The sequence below is a fragment of the Natronosalvus halobius genome (assembly GCF_024138145.1).
GTDB classification, from domain to species: domain Archaea; phylum Halobacteriota; class Halobacteria; order Halobacteriales; family Natrialbaceae; genus Natronosalvus; species Natronosalvus halobius.
In genome coordinates this window covers 3160101-3176279 of the sequence record NZ_CP099997.1, presented here as the reverse complement: position 1 = coordinate 3176279, position 16179 = coordinate 3160101, and the positions used below count along the sequence as shown (strand labels likewise).

Below are 16179 nucleotides of genomic sequence, written 5' to 3'. Positions count from 1 at the left end.
CGCCAGTCGGGCATTCCTGTCTCTAATACGTACCTCCTCTGTTCTGACCGATCACCACATTCGAAACCCGAATTGAATCTCGTGCAACATTCTCGCCCTGTACTGATCGATTACCACCCCTCGTAATCGACTTTCATCGAGTGTTACACTCGCGCACTGTATTCAGCACGGCTGATTAAGCATATCACTGGCGGAGGGTTTCAATAGAGCCGATTAGTACTGCTCTCGAAGCCAGTCTGCGGGGTAGACAGCGGTCATCCCTGGAGTATCGATGCGGAACTGCTGGGGTGGCGTTGTCTTGGCGTAGGTCTTCTCGACACGAGGCTCACCCTCTAAAGGATCATTGAGCGCAGAAAGTACCTTGTGACCATCGGCCTGTTTCATAACCACCCAGATAGCCTCGTCAGGCTCGCACGAAGCCATCTTATCGAAGTCCTCGGGAACGGCCCGGTGATAATCGTTGTTGATCCGTTCGACTTCGGCGGTGACGACGATCTCGCCATCGGCGTCGACACCTGCGAGGTCGAGTCGGTGTTGGTCGTCGAGGTCGTAATATGGAATCACCTCCGTGACGCTCGAGTCAGCGCTCTGGGCATACACTGCCTCGAGATACTGGCGAGTCACCTCGATGCCGAGGACGTGCTGACTAGACTCTTCGAGGTCGCCAGCGCCGTGGCCATAGTCGACGCCGAGGCGATAGCTCTCCCCAATGACGTCGCGACCGTCCGATGACACGGTATAGAGCCGGTGTGGGTGGTCGGTATCGTGACGAAGAACGTCTGCCTCGATCAGTGGCGTGATGTCGTCGTTTTCGATCCCGACGTACTCCTGGAGCCTGAGCATTGAGTCGGAGAGGATGTCGTACTCGAGTGGATCGTATCGCAGCTGCTGGGCGTTGTAGACTGCCTGCAAGAACAGTAGTTGTCGATCACTCCATTCGGAGGCTTCGCGCTCGGCTGGCGTGAGTTTGAGATTGATTTCACAGACCGGGATATCGTCGGCGTCGACGTCCTCGAGGGAGTGACAACACTCGATCGCTCGCTTCATCCCCTCGATCGTTGGGTCGTAGCGGTTCTCACAGGACGCACAACAGAGTGCGTCGATCGCTTCGTCGTAGACGACACAGTCAGGAAATCGCTTCGTGTGTGGCAGGAGTGAGTCGACACGGAGTGACGATTCACTGTGCGCTGGTTCGTCTCCGTCAGAATCGTTCGGTGACCCCGTATGAGCAGCCTGTGTTGGTTCTGATTCGTGACCGAGCCCCGAGCGTCTCCAGGTCTCGAGGGTGATGGACTCGAAAGCCGCGTCGAAGGCTCGTTTTTGCTCGCCCGCAAGTGGTTCATCGCTCGCTGGATGGCCGCGTGGTGGCGATAACGAACGGCCGAGAAACGGTCGTGCAGGTGGGGCGCCAAATTCGGCAGCGGGGCGGATGAGCCACTCCCCGTGACGAATCGCAGCGAGGCGTCGTGCTACCTTACGGGGTGGGACGTCATCAGTGGCCAGCGTCTTCGCGAGGTCGTCTTCGATGCTGACGTTGCCGACGACGAGCGTGCCGATCTCGTTGAGCGCCTCTTCGTACGTCTGATTCGAGGGATCGGGTGAATCGAGTTGGCTCGGAAACTGGACGCCCAGCATGATCGAGAGGCCGAAGGACCGACCCTGGGAGAGCAGCGTATCCACCAACTGGGTCGCCGCGACGTCTTTCGCTTCCTCGAGATACAGGTTGACCTGCGGTGGGTTCGCTGGCGTGCTCGGAGCTTCAGCACGAGCTTTCAACGCACTCCACATATTCGAGAGCAAGACGAGTGTGAGCGCTCGCTTGACTCGCTCTTCCATGCCACCGAAGTCGAAAATGACGACACAGTCGTCGTCGATAACATCGATGAAATCGAAGTGTGGGTTTCGAATCTGATCTGATTCACGTTCTAGTTCCATCTGTGTTGCATCTTCAAAACGTGATTCACGACCAGAGTCCTGGACTGTGTCTCCGTGCTCAACGTCTGAAGACTCGATGTGAACGTAATCGAACAGCGGCGCCAGTCGATCGTCGGTGGCAATCGTCTCGACTCGAGCAACGGCACCACCGAGGACCATATTGAAGACGTCGCGATCGCGCTCGAGTAATCCTGCGAAGTACTCCGTGAGTCGTTCGTCTGAGGTTGGCGGTGGTGATCGGTCACTCAGCGTTCGCTGAAGCGCTCTGTACAGATCCTTGTGTGAGATCGCATCCGAACCATGGATGGGGTCGTACAACGCCCGTAGGTGATTACGGATGGCTTTGGTCGACTCGGTGGCGCTATAGTACTGCTCTTCACCCAGGAGTCCCGCGAGAATCTCCTCGTAGTGCCCCGCGATCCGTGATCGAGCCTCCTCTCGGGAGAGACCCGCGTCCAGGAGTGGGCCGATGTCGAACAGCGAGAGCGCAGGGAGCATCTTCGTGAGATCGAAGTACTGGACGGTATCGCTGTCGAGGCCACCAGCGGCCGCGTAGTGCGTTTGGAGATACTCTTCGGCCGTGCCTCCGCCTTTGTAGTCGAACAGGATCTCCGGGCCAGCTGTGGCCGTCGTGTTGGACAGCATGGCCCCAGTCGTGAGGACGGATTTCCCAGAGCCAGTATCACCGACGATGAACAGGTGGCGGTCTTGCAGCTCGGGCGGGAGGACAAATCGCTGTGCAGTCGGCTGTCGATCGTCGGTCAAGGGACGGCACAGCGCCTGTCCAGTCCCCGTATATCGGGCGAGTTGCTGTGGGGCCGGAAGCGGGAGTCCAGTTCGCTCTGCATGTCGTGCCTCGAGGGCTCGCTGACCGCGTGCAGTGAGGCCACCACCATCCAGCAGACAGAACACAGGCAATTCCGTTGCAGAAACGACGATTCCAGGGCTCTCGTGTGACTTCCACGGGAAGCGTTTTCCGAGATCGTCGTACGTCGACTCGAGACAAGTTCGATCGATGAGTGCCTCGTACAGATGCGTGCCAGGTGGGGTGAGACCCGTATGAAACTCGTCGTCGGTGATGACGTGGCCCGTAACCTCGTGGAAATCCCCGCTGAGATGGGACAGCGCCCCTGCAAGATTGTGTGCGACCCTGGTCACCGTCTCCGGGTCGTCCCTCGAGAGTGCAACCGCTCGGACGGATGCCTGAAACGCGTGTCTGTGATCACGACGGTTGAGCACCTCGAGACGGTCTCGATATGCCGGTGTGATCTCCCGAGACTCTGTGCGCTCTTCTGGCACTGGTCGCGGAAAGAGGAACGCAGAGAGTCGATCACCGCTCGTGACGACCTCACTCTCGAGTTCGAATCGGTACTCGTCTGCGAGCGGCTGCAGAGAGCCCGCCGGTCGGCAGACCACCTGGTAGATGACCGGGACGTCACTCTCACAGAGCGTTTCGACGAGCGTTGCAAGCGGAACGCGAGGTGAGTCAGTGGATCGAGACTCCTGTTTGGACCGGGCTGAGGATCGATTGTCCGACTCGTCGAACGACCTGAACGGCATGAGCCAATCGCGGCGTAACTGGGCTCGGCCGCGATACTCGACACCGGCGACGAACGGATCCGACGTGGAGACTCGCTCATCGAACTCTGTGTCTAACTCGCGGTTGGGAACGTTCAGTACTGCCTCGAGATCGCGTGGATGCCACTTGACCCGCGTTAGTTCGTACGAGTTCGGAACGACCGTCCGACAGATCCCTTCGAGATCATCGAGGAAGTCGTCGTCTGTTGTCCCGATCAGATACCGAATACTCGTATCCGTGTGCCCATCTGATACGAGAAGCATCTCGACGACCGGCGTGTTCGAACGGCCACGTAACGAGTTCAACACACCTGTTGTCGTCCGATCATCGAGTCGCCTGTAGAGTAACTCCATTGCCTGGGCAACGGCACCGTACTCCAGCGAGTCCGTCGACGGTCGGATCTCGAGGTACGTTCGCGAACATGGCGTCTCCAGAAGCGAACTGTCTGTCGTCTCGTTCTCTTTTGACGTCGCTGGCGGGCGATCATCGCTGTCAACGGATGTCTCGAGATCACCCTGTGGGGCGGTTTCAAAACCCGTCTCCGCGTCTTCTCCCATCGAGATTGACTCTGCAGGCGGCGTAGTGTGTTTTTCAGTCGCCATTGATAGCTAACGGAGCGCCAACAAACGCGGCGTCGTCACTCAGAAGATAGCGATAGAGCGGCCGTGTTCGAGTAACTCCAATACCCCGTAACTGGAGTAGGTCGTATTAAATCCGTATTCGAGTTCGTGTGACTGTCACCACAACCGATAAGCGTGGCTCGTTGACTTGTGGATTCAAAATTACGTTCCAACCCATCCAACGCCTCACTCTTTCCCGAGGGGAATCCTTACTCCGTTATCCAACAATACTAATGGACCGATTACAGAGGAACCAATTAGTACCCTCAGCGAGGTCACTCAACCGGTTCGACCGTCTCTTCGCCACAGTGAGGGCAGTGATCGTAGTCATCGTCCACTGGCTCCTCACAGGAGCGACATACGTACGGCGTTTCCTTCCCTTCCATAAACGACTGTTTCGTTTCTTCGAACTTCTCCCCGGCCTTCCTGAATAGATCCATTGTTCATAACAGGCTGGCAACCCGAATAAACGTTGGGACAATTACTCCTGATTCGCTAACGGCGAGCAGTCCGAACGAGGGATAGATGTGGAGTCACAGTTAGAGTGGCTTACAAAGCGATTTTCTGTTAGAAATGGCGGACATCAGGACAGTCGAAGAGCAAATTGTTTAACAGGAGCTTGCATCGGACAAAAGGAATACACTATGCTACCACTCCAACAGGCAATCCCTATCGATCCCCAGCAGTACGTCCCACCACTTATCAGCGCGGTTACGACTGTCGTCTTGTTCGTCGTCGCATTCGCGCTCATTTACTTGCTCGGGAAGTATTTCATGACGCAGGCAGTAGAGAGCAGTCTCGAATACCGCGGCTTCGACAGGACACTCATCGATCTCGCGGTGAGCATGACCGCTGTGGTGGTCGCCGTCGTGGCGGTCGCGCTGGCCGCAACGGTCGCCGGCTTCGGCGTCGTCCTGGCAGCGTTCGCGACCCTCGCCGGTGCGCTCGCACTCGCGATTGGCTTCGCTGCCCAGGACCTGATCGCCAATTTCGTCGCTGGCGTGTTCATCATCCAGGACAAGCCATTCAAGTCGGGCGACTGGATCGAATGGGACGACAACTCCGGCGTTGTTCGAGATATACAGCTACGAGTCACGAAACTCGACACGTTCGACAACCAGCTCGTCACCGTACCGAACAGCGACCTCGCGAGTGCAGCCCTGATAAACAACGAAGCAAACGACGAGCGCCGGGTATCGGTCGAGTTCGGCATCGGCTACGAAGACGACATCGAGCAGGCACGTGAGGCGATCATCGACGAAGGATCGCGCATCGAGGGCGTGCTCGACGACCCCGAACCGACCGCTCCGGTCACGGAACTGGGCGACTCGGCTGTTGTGCTCTCGGGACGGATCTGGATGAACACCGAGGAAAGCAGCTACGGGGCGGTCCGCGCACGATTCGTCGAGGCTGTCAAGGAGCGCTTTGATGCCGAAGGACTCGACATGCCGTATCCCAACACCGAACTCTCCGGGGACATCGAGGTCACGAACGCCAGCAAAATTGAGACGACCGCTGACGACTGACACCCGTCCTGCCGCGGTTCGATGAGGCATCGTTTCCACTAGAACACGGACGGTTCGGATAGCAGTCATCGATAATGGACTTTTCTGACTAAGTGTCAAGAATGAAGCGTGGGTTCCGAAATCTTACTCTTTCATTCCTCGTTTGTGGGCAGGCCATACCTCACTCCAACGCCGTGTCCTTATTCAACAGCGCGCTCGAAAAACTACAGCTGAAGAAGGGGATTTCGCTGGCCTATGGGCACCGGTAGTGGTGGATTTTTGGTGCCCTCACGGGTAAGGGCACTCCATTCGGTGTGCCTGTTCGACCAATGGCAACGAAACAACCCACAGTAGCGTCGTTCGAGGAGACCGAAACTCGACACGACGAGATGAACGAGACGATCGAATCGTGGCTTAGCGATCTCGTCGATCTGATCAGCGAAGCACGAGCGAGTGAGGAGTTCAAACACTGGCTCGAAGTACAGAGTCGCTTTCACGACTACTCTCACCGGAATACGCTCTTGATCGCCCAGCAGTGTCCATCAGCAACGCGCGTCGCCGGGTATCGAAGCTGGCAAACGAATTTCGACCGGCAGGTCAAAAAAGGAGAACGAGCGATCTGGATCTGGGCACCAATCACGGCTCGAAAATGTCCATCCTGTGGGCTCTCGAAATCGCGTCACTCGAGTACTGGGTGTGAGTACACCGAAACGCCTCCAGAGGAGTGGTCGAAAGGCCTCGTCGGATTCAAGCCCGTTCCCGTCTTCGATATTTCTCAGACAGAAGGCGAGGCGCTTCCGTCGCTCGAGACCGAAACAACGGGAGATGCTCGCGAGATCGTTCCCCTACTCTATGAAGCCGGGAAGGCGCTCGATATCGAGGTGACGATCGTAGCTACGGAAGCGTGGCCCTTCGGCTCAGCCAGAGGCGTCTGTGAGTTTCATCGCGACAGGCGGCCCACCGTCAAAGTACGTGAGCGTACAAACACTGCCGACCTCGCTACGACGCTCGTGCACGAATACGCCCATGTGCTGTTACACGCAGATGGTCTCAGCAAGAGCGAACATGCGAGTCGCGAGGTCGAAGCCGAGGCAGTCGCCTACATCGTTGGTCGATACGTCGGGCTCGATACGAGCGGCTCGGCGTTTTACCTGGCCGCGTGGCAAGGCGACGAACCTGAAACGGTGAGTGAACGTTTCGAGCGTATTCGCTCGAGTGCACATATAGTTATCAAACAACTGGAGTCAATTGAGTAACGAGAAAGCAGCGGTAGTTCACCACGAATTGTCCTCTCGAACCGACAGTGACGGACAAAGAGGCAGAACTTGGCCACCACTATCAGCGATAGTTCTATCAGTACCACCCACGTACCACGATACATGAGCACGGATACAGGCGACAACGGCGACATGGTGAAACTCAACGTCAAAGTTCCCAGACGGCTTCTGAAGGAACTTGATGAATTAGCGGAGGAGCTAAACTACACTAATCGATCAGAGTTCATCCGCGAGGTACTTCGCGACACGACCGAGCCGATCCTAACGCCCGGGGCACAAGAAGGCATCTCCGAAGGCTACGCGGACGTGGCCGCGGGACGGACGATGTCAATCTCAGAAGCGAAGAACCGACTCGGCATCGACAACGACAGCGGGGAGTGAGGATTGTCGAGTGCCACACGATATTATCCTGACGGAAACATTCTTTTCGACAGTAGAACAGTTCGAGACAGAAGACGCGAAGCGCGTTATCAACAAACTGGAAGGCATAAGGGACTTTCCCGGCCACTTTCTCGATCGGCTGAAGAACCACCCAGGGTACAAGCTCCGGGTCGGTGACTTCCGTGTGCTGATCGACTGGGACAAAGACAACGAGCAGATCTACGCCATCGATGTCTTCGAGCGCAAGAAGGAATATCGGGAACTCGGGAAGTACCGTGAGGTCTGGGGGTCCTGGTGCGACGACGAGTAGCATAGAAGATGGCGAGTCAGGGACTTTCACCGTGGGTGGTAGTGCGGAGTTCCCTTCCTCGAGCGCGAGCGAAGTCGTTCGAAAGACCGTAGGTCTCTCGTGATGACGAAAACCGAAGATTTTCGAACCACGAGTGAGTAGGGAGGGGGTCCGCGCTTCCCGCCAAAGCTGAAAGAGCATATACCTTCGACCCCCTCGAACTGAATGACCTACAAGAGCGAACACGCAAGCCGCGAAGTCGAAGCCGAGGCAGTCGCCTACACCGTTGGCCGACACGTCGGACTCGATACGAGCGGCTCGGCGTTCTACAGATGAGCAAGGCGAGTGCCTCGGGGCTTGACCGCGAGGTGAAGCCAACATCGCCTAATCTATCAACGCTAACCCATACCCTTACAACACCGCAGTCCGTCGAAAACAGTATGGAGAAGCCGCTCACGAAGACACTCGTCTTTCAACTCCAACCCAAGAAAGAGCGACTTCTCTCCGAAGCATACCACGAAGCTCGATGGGTGTTCAACCAGACCATCCACTTAGCGAAAGACGGGACAGACTGGGACGACATCTCACCCCCGTCTTGAAGACGAAGCTGACCTCGTGAAAAACACCACGCAACGCGTCGTCGCAAAGTCCCTCGACGCACTTCAGCAGTCTTACGACCGCGACGACTACAACACACCCAGTCACGAGAAGACCGGGCCATACCCGTTGCGGATGAACTTCACCGAGGGCTATAACCTTACACTCGTAGACGGCAAGATACACTATCGAATCAGTGCCAAGCCGTACAATCCAGTGAAAGGCACGCTTCGTGGCTCACCAGACAGCCTCGAGCTCCTCACACACGCACTCGGAAATGAGGAGTGGCGAGTGGGAACCGCTGAAGCGATGACCCGCTACGGCAACCACGAACTCCACGTCAACGTCACTCACCTCGAAGCGACAGTTCGAGACAAACACGATGCGCAAACCGTTGTCGGTGTAGACATCAACGAAGACTGCGTGGCCCTCGCCGCCCTTCGTGAAGATGCCATCGTTGATTCGGTGGTTATCGAATATCCTGAAATCAAGCAAGAGCGGCATCGGTACTTCACGATGCGAAAGCGGATGCAGAGCGTTGGGCAGACAGCGTTTGACCAGGTATTCGAGGGCAAGGAAGAGCGATACGTCCACGACCAACTCCATCAAGTCTCCCGACGGATTGTGGAGTGGGTTCAGCAATTCGAGTCGCCGCTCGTTGTGTTTGAAGACCTCAAGTATATGCGAGACTCGATTGACTACGGCACTCGGATGAATCGTCGGTTGCACTCGTTGCCGTTTCACAAACTCCGTTCGTTCGTCGCGTACAAAGCGGCGTTCGAAGGGATTCCGAGCGATGACATCGACCCCGCGTACACCAGTCAGATGTGTTCGTTTACTGAGTGTGAGCATACGGCTCGGTCGAATCGTCGGAAGAAGCGGTTCACGTGCAACGCGTGTGGTCGGCAAGACCACGCTGACCGGAACGCGGCAGTGAATATTGCGAAGAAGGGATTGGAGTCGTTGAATCGAAATGTGCCTGCTCTCAACACGCTTCCGACTGTTCGGAAACTGCGACGGCAGGCATCGGGCTGTGTGAATCAGCCGACCGTGACCCACCCGACCGCTCGAGGTTATCAGGCCGATGGTCGCGTGGGAGTGTCCGACTAACCCACGGGAAGCCTCGGGCTCGACCCGGAGGCGGTTCACCTGGCCGCGTGGCAAGGCGACGAACCTGAAACGGTGAGTGAACGTCTCGAGCGTATTCGCTCGAGTGCAAGCACGATAATCAAGAATTTGGAATTGATCGATCAAAAAAGTGAACTACCCAACTCAATCAGCGAACAGCATCAGTCGTGAGTGAGTAGGTGACACAAGGCAAATTGTGCTCTCCCAGCAGGCCATCCTACACGCAGTTGCATATATCTGAATGATCCGAAGATATATTGAAAGTGGCCACCTACAGGGAGGTATGACTGAGTTCGATCCAGCCCCCGAGTCCAACGGTGCCCAGCGACGGTGGCAAGCAGGAACGGACACGTTTGGTCGTGTCTACGACGTCGTCCTTGGGGTTACGTCTCCGATTGCGTACACCGAAATTGCAGAGCTTGCAGACTGCTCTCCGAACGCCGCGAAAAAGCACCTCGAGCGCTTGGCGGAGATGGGCATCGCCCGAGCCGATAGAGACAGCCGCCCAGCGACATACGAACGAAACGAGGGGTATCTCGAATGGCAAGACGCCAGTCGGATCGCAACCGAGCTCTCTGTCGAAGAGATCATCAATCGGGTGGAGGCGCTTGAAACACAGCGTGCGGAATACGAATCGCAGTTCGGGACGGCAGACCCAACGGCTGTCAACGTGTTCGACCACGGTGATCACGAAACCATCCACGAACGGATGACCGCCGTCAGTGAGTGGCAGGGTGTGATTCGGGACATTCGGCTATATGAACTTGCTCGCCAGCTCTCCCAGAACGATGGGCATCTAATTCCAGCCTAAATGAGTCTGCCACCAGATGATTCAGCGCCTCACTCGACAGGGCCACCGGATCGACAGACATTGCGTCTATTGGAACGACACCTTACGTCGGATTCACTCGTCGCCGAAACGACGTTCGACCCGGATTCCTACGAACCCCGATTGCTTCATGTGCTCTTCGACGCTGGACGGTACCCAGACTCAGTAACCACGGCCCGACTCGACATCCGGTGGTTCACGACTGGTGATTTCTCGGTCCACTACGTTGAAGAACACGGGGATGGAGAGCTCTGGGAGTGTCGCTGGGATTGGCATCCGAATACGCACAACACCCGGTTACACTTCCACGAGCCGCCATCTGCCACCGAAGTCACCAATCTCGAGTTCCCTTCACTCCATCCACTCGAGGTATACTCGACAGTGCTCACCGCGATAGAACAACGAATAGAGACACTGTGGTCCTAGCAAGTGGTCAGAACAGACGGATACATCGACGATACTGAGTATCGCGATGGACGTCCAGCAGATGTGCAATAGCAGCGCTGTGGTGACACGGCGGCCCTGTAATTCACGTTAGTAGTATACATCCGTATATACCGATTACACATAGATCTCGTCTTAGCGTTCACACGTATACTATTCCGCGCTTGTCTCCCCATGAGTGGACTTGCCCATTGGATGCCTCGGTCCGAATGTTGTAGCGCCGCGTGCTTAGATCCAGATATGAGCGGGTGACGAACTGGTTCGATTGAATATCGGTGGTACTGTTTTGTGTATGTGCTACGCACGTACAAGCGTATGTCTGAATCTGAGACCAACAATGGCGATCCCGAAATCGAACGCATCAACCTTCGCATTTCACGGTCGTTCCGAGAAGTCGTCTCATCAGAGTGGTGCGAATCAGCCGGTTTCCTAGGGTGTTTCTGGATGGCCCGTCCCGCTCGCCGCTTCTGACCGTCGCTCACTCCCGCTCTTCGGTTGCCAGTATTAAGCGCGCTTTCGGTCTTCGCTCGCTCAGACGCGAAAACGGCGTGAACTACCCCCATAAACGTTCACGATCGAACCGTTCACTCTGTGAGGGTGGGGCTTCCTGTTTCCACGACACGCTTTGCAGACACAGAAGTATCAACAGGGAGCGCAGTCTCCACAGGCGTTAATTCGGAGTGAACCACTCCTACGTCTTCGAGGCCACGGGAAAGGATGTTCCATGCCGCATTCGCGTCTCTATCCGATTCAAACCCACACGCCGGACACGAGTGTTCACGAACCCACAACGGTTTGTCCGTCTTGATACCGCAGGACGCGCACTCCTTCGTCGTATTCTTCGGATCAACAGCGACGAAATGCGTTCCCTCGCGCTCGCACTTGTATTCGAGCATTCGTAGGAACGTTCCCCACGCCGCCCCCACTCGGTCCCGAGAGTTGCCGGGGAGTTCGACCAACCCTTTCGCGTCCAAATCCTCGACCGCCACGAGGTCATACTCTTGGGCGTAGTAGTTCGACAACTTGTGGAGGAAGTCTCGACGCTTCCGTTTCAGGTCAGCATGGCGCCGGGCGACGACCTCTCGCTGTTTCTCCCAATTCGCAGACCCGTGTTCTTTCCGTGAGAGGTTGCGTTGGGCGCAGTCGAGTCGGTCACGTTCTTCACTCAAGTCAGGACTTTCAATAGCGTATCCCTTGGTATCGTGTGCGTACTTGAGAATCCCTACGTCGATGCCAACGACCTCCTCGGTCGTCTCAGGTTTCTCGGGAGGATCTTTCTCCACGTCGATGCCGAACGTGGCGTACCACTCACCCGTGGGGTCTCGCTTGACCGTGACCTGTTTGATGGTCGCGTCCTCGGGGATGTCTCGGTGGAGGTGAATCGGAATCTCACCAATCTTGCTCAACCACAAGATGGGCCGACCACTCGTATTCTTGAGTTTGAAGCCGGACTGATTGTAGGTGAGCGACCGATACTCCCGAGGCGGTTTCCACTTGAGCATCCCCACGGAACGCCCGTTCTCCTTCTGTGCTTTGAGCGTGGAGAGGTTGTCGTAGACGCGCTTGACGACCATCTGGAGGACTTTCGAGTGAACGTTGTTCAGGTCGTCCCACCACGTTTTGAGGTCGGGGAGTTGCCCTTGCACCTCGTAGCGGGATGGGATATCGTCTGCGTCGTTGAGTAGGTAGAGAACGTTGTTGTACAGTTGTCTACAAGTATCGACGTGATACAGAAGCTCCTCTTGGAGGGGTTCTGGCGGGTCAATTCGATACTTGTAGTTGTACTGCATTGACTATTCGTCTGAGTTAGGTTTGGAGACGCGGACGACTTTCACGTCGGCTCCGCGCCAGCGTTTGGGAACGATGACGTGAGCGCTATTGCCCGACGGTTTTGCCGTGCCATCGAGGACTTCCTCGCCTTCGATTTCAAACCTATCCATCACCATTGTATAGACTATGGATAGACATAAAGGTAGCGATAGACCTCTGAAGTGGGTATCGTGGGTGTTTGAGAATGTGCGCCGTTGACGAGACGCTCTGCGTCTCGCTCGCACACCAGAAATTTCCAATTTCTGGGGGCGCTGTATCCCTCCCTACTGCGCTACTCTGCCGTATCACTCCCTGCATTGGTCCTTGAGGAAGGGGGACTTAGCAACTAAGTTCAGAAACTCGTGTGTCGCTGTATTCCCCCTTTTTGTGCTACTCGGTCACTTCGTATTCTATGTTGCTCTTAAAGAAGGGGCTTAGCACCTGAATCAAGTTACACACTTGACCTGACGGCGCGCACCGCTCGTCGCTTCCACCCTCCGCATCGCTCGCGACCGACCATTCCGGGCTGCCTGCCTGCAGTAGCGGGCGGGCTGCCGGGCTAAAGTGGATGTGCCCTCGACGCCAGCAGGTATCCCCGTCGGTTGCGCCCCTTGCGGGCCGAACACGAGCGGGCATATCCCGCTGGACGCTCGCTCCGGTTGAAGCGACGCGCGGTACTGGTTAGATCTGACATCGGCGCGTCTCGCTCGCGCCCCAGGGGGCGCGTGCGAAGGCGCGAGCGAGACGCGTGTGATGGAGAAGTTGAACGACGAAGAGAGCCAGGGCTGGAGAGTCGTGGTGTCGGAAAAGACACCGAGTGAGCGCCTTCGGAATTAGCAAGAATTCCAATGTCTACTAAGAAGTCAGTCAGTAAGATCGTTTCGGTCGATGAACAGGCGTACGAACAGGAGGCGGTTCGAGGAGAAGACGTCGTCGATGAGACTCCAGAGTTCCGGCCAACGGTCGAGATGGAGATACAGGCGAAGGTGGATTCGAACCACCCGGAGGGGATGGTCGACACCAGCGGAGATCGGATCTACGGCGTGACCCTGGCCCAGGAAGAGCGCATTCGAGCGAGAGAGGAAGAACTCGAGCGAATCAGCGTACAGGCAGCGTTCGGTCGACAGGAGGGACGAGCGGAGCGAACGAGAGCAGTAGTTGAAGCGGCGCGTCGTGAGCGGCCGGTCAACGAAGTCGATCCTCGAGAGAAACTCGAGCGAAGAGAACTGGGACAGGTCAATCGGCAGGCACGGCGGTTGGCAGAAGACGTCCAAGGTGGGTACACGCGAGCGGTCATCGGGAAGCGAATTGCCAGTCGAGTGCTCGAGGGTGCGGACATGTTCGAGGCGGTGATGGATACCAAAGAAGAGATACAACACGAGGCAGGGACGATCGTACCGATTGGAAGGCTTGAGTCGATTAGAAAGGGCGAAGTCAGTGTCGAAGGCCGTGTGATCGAACTGTGGGATGCCTCGAGTCCCGCGATTCAACAGGTCGGGTTACTCGAAGACGAGACTGGAAGAACAAAGTTCACGATTTGGGCGAAGAGTCGACAGACGATGGTTCGAGAAGGCGAACGGGTGCGGTTCAGGACGGCGGCGAAGAACTGGTACAATGGTCGGTGTTCGATTGCGCTGACTCGGTGGTCGGAAATCGTGTTCCCAGAGCGCGAGTCCTGGTGGGAGTAGCCGACAACCTCTCTTTTTTACTGGTGCCCGATCACCCACTACCCACCGCCCCACCCACCTCCACGTTCCGGGCAGCTCACGGCCAACGGCCATTTCGCTGCCGGGCTTTCGCAGAAACTTCGTCTCACCACAACACCCAGCGCTTAACCTGCTAGGACAATTTATTTATAACTCGTTGCACAATATCATACAGTGTCTGAAATAGCGGGTCAAGATGTGGCGGTGTGTATCGATGTCAATCCCACCGGTGATATCGATATTTTCCGAATTACTGCAACTGACGACATCCTTCGTCTGTTGGCTGATGCGCACGAGACAGAGTTTACTGTGACATCCTCCTCGCCGTAAACGGCGAGGCTTCCCACCCAGTAGGAATACCGGACTTGCCGGTAAGGTTTTAAGACTCATACGCTCCAAGCGTCATTTGCGTAGGTGCGCTCGGCTTGGGTGGTCTTACGGCGGTGTCACAACCGCTCCCATCCTGTGGCGAGTCATCGTCACACGGTTTCCAAGTGCAACTCTCTCCCCACGGGTCAACCCGTTGAGCGATGCTTGCAGCAGCACTGATATCCGCCTGAAACGTCGAGACGTGACAGTCGTCGTTCGTACATCGGAGTTCGGCTTGCGTACTTCGCTTCCCGATGTGTCCGCACTCGTGGCACGTCTGGGACGTGTAGGCTGGATTCACATATTCGACTGGGATACCAGCGTCCGTCGCTTTGTCCTCAACACGATCCTGAAGCCGTGCAAAGGCCCATGCGTGGAGTCGTCGGTTCATGTACTTGCCGTAGTCCAAGTTCTCGCGGATGTACGTCAAGTCCTCCATCACGATCACCGGATTCTCGAAGGTGTTAGCGTATTCGACGACTTCGCAGCTGGCCTTCTCGAGAATATCCGTAAGCGCGTTTTGGTAGTAGTCGAACCGTTCGTCAATGCGCCATTCAGCATCGCGTTCCTGTAGTCGCTGAAGCGTGGTCGACATCTCCTTTCGGAGGTGTTTCGCACGTTTGCCACTCCAAAGAACGGGTCTTGTCGGCGTACCGCGCTTAAGGCCACAGGCCGTAATTAGCGCAGTCTCGCCGGTATCAAGCCCGACTGGTGTGGTGTCACCGTCCGTCGTCGGTTCTTCAATCGGGTACTCGACGGTGACGTGAAGTACCCAGTTCTTCCGGTGACGCTGAAGTCGAATCTGACCGGCTTTCGCATCCTCGGTGAGTAGATCGTGCCAGAGGGCTTCTTGCTCCGGGTTGATTCGAAGCGGAATCCAGAAGTTCGTTCCGTGCCCCGGTCGCGGTGCCCACCACGTAAACTCATACTCACGTTCGCTCGAGTGGTCGAACGTCGCAGCTTGGTTCGTGAGTCGGAGCGGATGTTCGTCGTCGATCTCACGGGCATTGTACGTCGTTCGGAGCTTCTTGACGTAGCTACAGAGTGCAGCCTTCGCTTGGTACGGAAGGTTGAACGGTGTCACTACCTCGGAGACTCCGCCCATCGTATCTGCACCGGAGTCAAACGCATCCTGAAGCGCCTCACGGTACGTCTCGAGGGTATCCTGTAGCTTCTCCTCTTTGTGCGCTGTTGGCGGGGCAAGTGTTGCTTCGAGAGTCTTGTTCGCCGTGGCCGACATTACTGATCCTCCACGTAGTCCATGAGAACGTCAATGCTCACTTGCCCCGTGCTGGCGAGGAAGTATCCCGGTTGCCAGAACGAATCTTCGAGCGTCTGTTTCACTTCAGGGTACTCGCTCCGAACCTTCCGTGACGTCACGCCCTTTAGCGAATTGATGAACTTCGTTATGTCAGTGGTCGGTTTCGCGGTGAACAGGATGTGGATGTGGTCGGCCCCGCCATTCACGTTCTGAATGTCAACCCCGAAGTCCTCCGAGAGTTCGTTCGCAATCTCACCGAGACGTTCTGCGATTTCTTCGGTGAGGATAGCCGCACGGTACTTCGTGACGGTCACAAAGTGATATTGGAGCGCGTATACCGTGTGCGACCCTGTTTGAAGGTTGTACTTCATTTGGCCTCATCAGATTCAAGGGGCCAATTGTATTAAACCTTGTTTCGTGGGGTATTCGGTGTGCTGTAGTTCGTGATTT

At 56.4% G+C, this 16179-nt stretch carries 13 protein-coding genes and 1 pseudogene; 8 read left to right on the top strand and 6 right to left on the bottom strand.

From position 1 onward, the window contains the following. Window positions 1-213: 213 nt before the first annotated feature. Window positions 214-4071 carry an ATP-binding protein gene (locus tag NGM15_RS15470; RefSeq protein WP_253432848.1) on the bottom strand — a complete coding sequence of 1286 codons (3858 nt, stop codon included), beginning with the start codon at window positions 4069-4071 and terminating at the stop codon, window positions 214-216. Window positions 4072-4409: 338 nt separating this feature from the next. Then, on the bottom strand, window positions 4410-4574 hold the full coding sequence (locus NGM15_RS15465; RefSeq protein WP_253432845.1) for a hypothetical protein: 165 nt from the start codon (window positions 4572-4574) through the stop codon (window positions 4410-4412). A gap of 204 nt (window positions 4575-4778) precedes the next feature. Here NGM15_RS15465 and NGM15_RS15460 point away from each other — a divergent pair, with 204 nt between their 5' ends. The 7 genes and pseudogenes from NGM15_RS15460 to NGM15_RS18955 all read left to right on the top strand — a co-directional run bounded on the left by NGM15_RS15460 (window position 4779) and on the right by NGM15_RS18955 (window position 10566). Continuing rightward, on the top strand, window positions 4779-5660 hold the full coding sequence (locus tag NGM15_RS15460; RefSeq protein ID WP_253432842.1) for a mechanosensitive ion channel family protein: 882 nt from the start codon (window positions 4779-4781) through the stop codon (window positions 5658-5660). Between the two features lie 308 nt (window positions 5661-5968). Beyond that, window positions 5969-6895 carry an ArdC-like ssDNA-binding domain-containing protein gene (locus NGM15_RS15455; protein ID WP_253432840.1) on the top strand — a complete coding sequence of 309 codons (927 nt, stop codon included), beginning with the start codon at window positions 5969-5971 and terminating at the stop codon, window positions 6893-6895. A 123-nt stretch (window positions 6896-7018) separates the two neighbouring features. After that, complete coding sequence (locus NGM15_RS15450; protein ID WP_253432837.1) at window positions 7019-7297, top strand: ribbon-helix-helix domain-containing protein; 279 nt, start codon at window positions 7019-7021, stop codon at window positions 7295-7297. A gap of 10 nt (window positions 7298-7307) precedes the next feature. Further along, entirely contained in the window at window positions 7308-7607 is a 300-nt protein-coding gene (locus tag NGM15_RS15445) for a type II toxin-antitoxin system RelE family toxin (RefSeq protein WP_253432834.1), read from the top strand. A gap of 419 nt (window positions 7608-8026) precedes the next feature. Beyond that, window positions 8027-9293, top strand: a pseudogene (locus tag NGM15_RS15435) (RNA-guided endonuclease InsQ/TnpB family protein). A gap of 301 nt (window positions 9294-9594) precedes the next feature. Beyond that, a complete protein-coding gene (locus NGM15_RS15430) occupies window positions 9595-10122 on the top strand; it encodes a winged helix-turn-helix domain-containing protein (protein WP_253432831.1) in 528 nt (175 codons plus the stop codon). Further along, a complete protein-coding gene (locus NGM15_RS18955; RefSeq protein ID WP_425494453.1) occupies window positions 10123-10566 on the top strand; it encodes a toxin-antitoxin system TumE family protein in 444 nt (147 codons plus the stop codon). It begins immediately after the preceding gene. A gap of 602 nt (window positions 10567-11168) precedes the next feature. Here the strand turns inward: NGM15_RS18955 and NGM15_RS15425 are convergent. Continuing rightward, window positions 11169-12374, bottom strand: coding sequence for an RNA-guided endonuclease InsQ/TnpB family protein (locus NGM15_RS15425; protein WP_253432828.1), 1206 nt, complete (start codon window positions 12372-12374; stop codon window positions 11169-11171). A gap of 3 nt (window positions 12375-12377) precedes the next feature. After that, the gene (locus NGM15_RS15420) at window positions 12378-12527 is read right to left on the bottom strand and encodes a DUF2080 family transposase-associated protein (RefSeq protein ID WP_253438152.1); all 150 of its coding nucleotides are present in this window, start codon (window positions 12525-12527) and stop codon (window positions 12378-12380) included. 714 nt (window positions 12528-13241) lie between these two features. Here NGM15_RS15420 and NGM15_RS15415 point away from each other — a divergent pair. Then, on the top strand, window positions 13242-14081 hold the full coding sequence (locus NGM15_RS15415; protein WP_253432826.1) for a DNA-binding protein: 840 nt from the start codon (window positions 13242-13244) through the stop codon (window positions 14079-14081). 397 nt (window positions 14082-14478) lie between these two features. Here NGM15_RS15415 and NGM15_RS15410 read toward each other — a convergent pair whose 3' ends face one another. After that, entirely contained in the window at window positions 14479-15708 is a 1230-nt protein-coding gene (locus NGM15_RS15410) for an RNA-guided endonuclease TnpB family protein (protein WP_253432823.1), read from the bottom strand. Beyond that, window positions 15708-16100 carry an IS200/IS605 family transposase gene (gene tnpA / locus NGM15_RS15405; RefSeq protein WP_253432821.1) on the bottom strand — a complete coding sequence of 131 codons (393 nt, stop codon included), beginning with the start codon at window positions 16098-16100 and terminating at the stop codon, window positions 15708-15710. Before tnpA ends, NGM15_RS15410 begins: the two co-directional genes overlap by 1 nt. Between the last annotated feature and the right edge of the window lie 79 nt (window positions 16101-16179).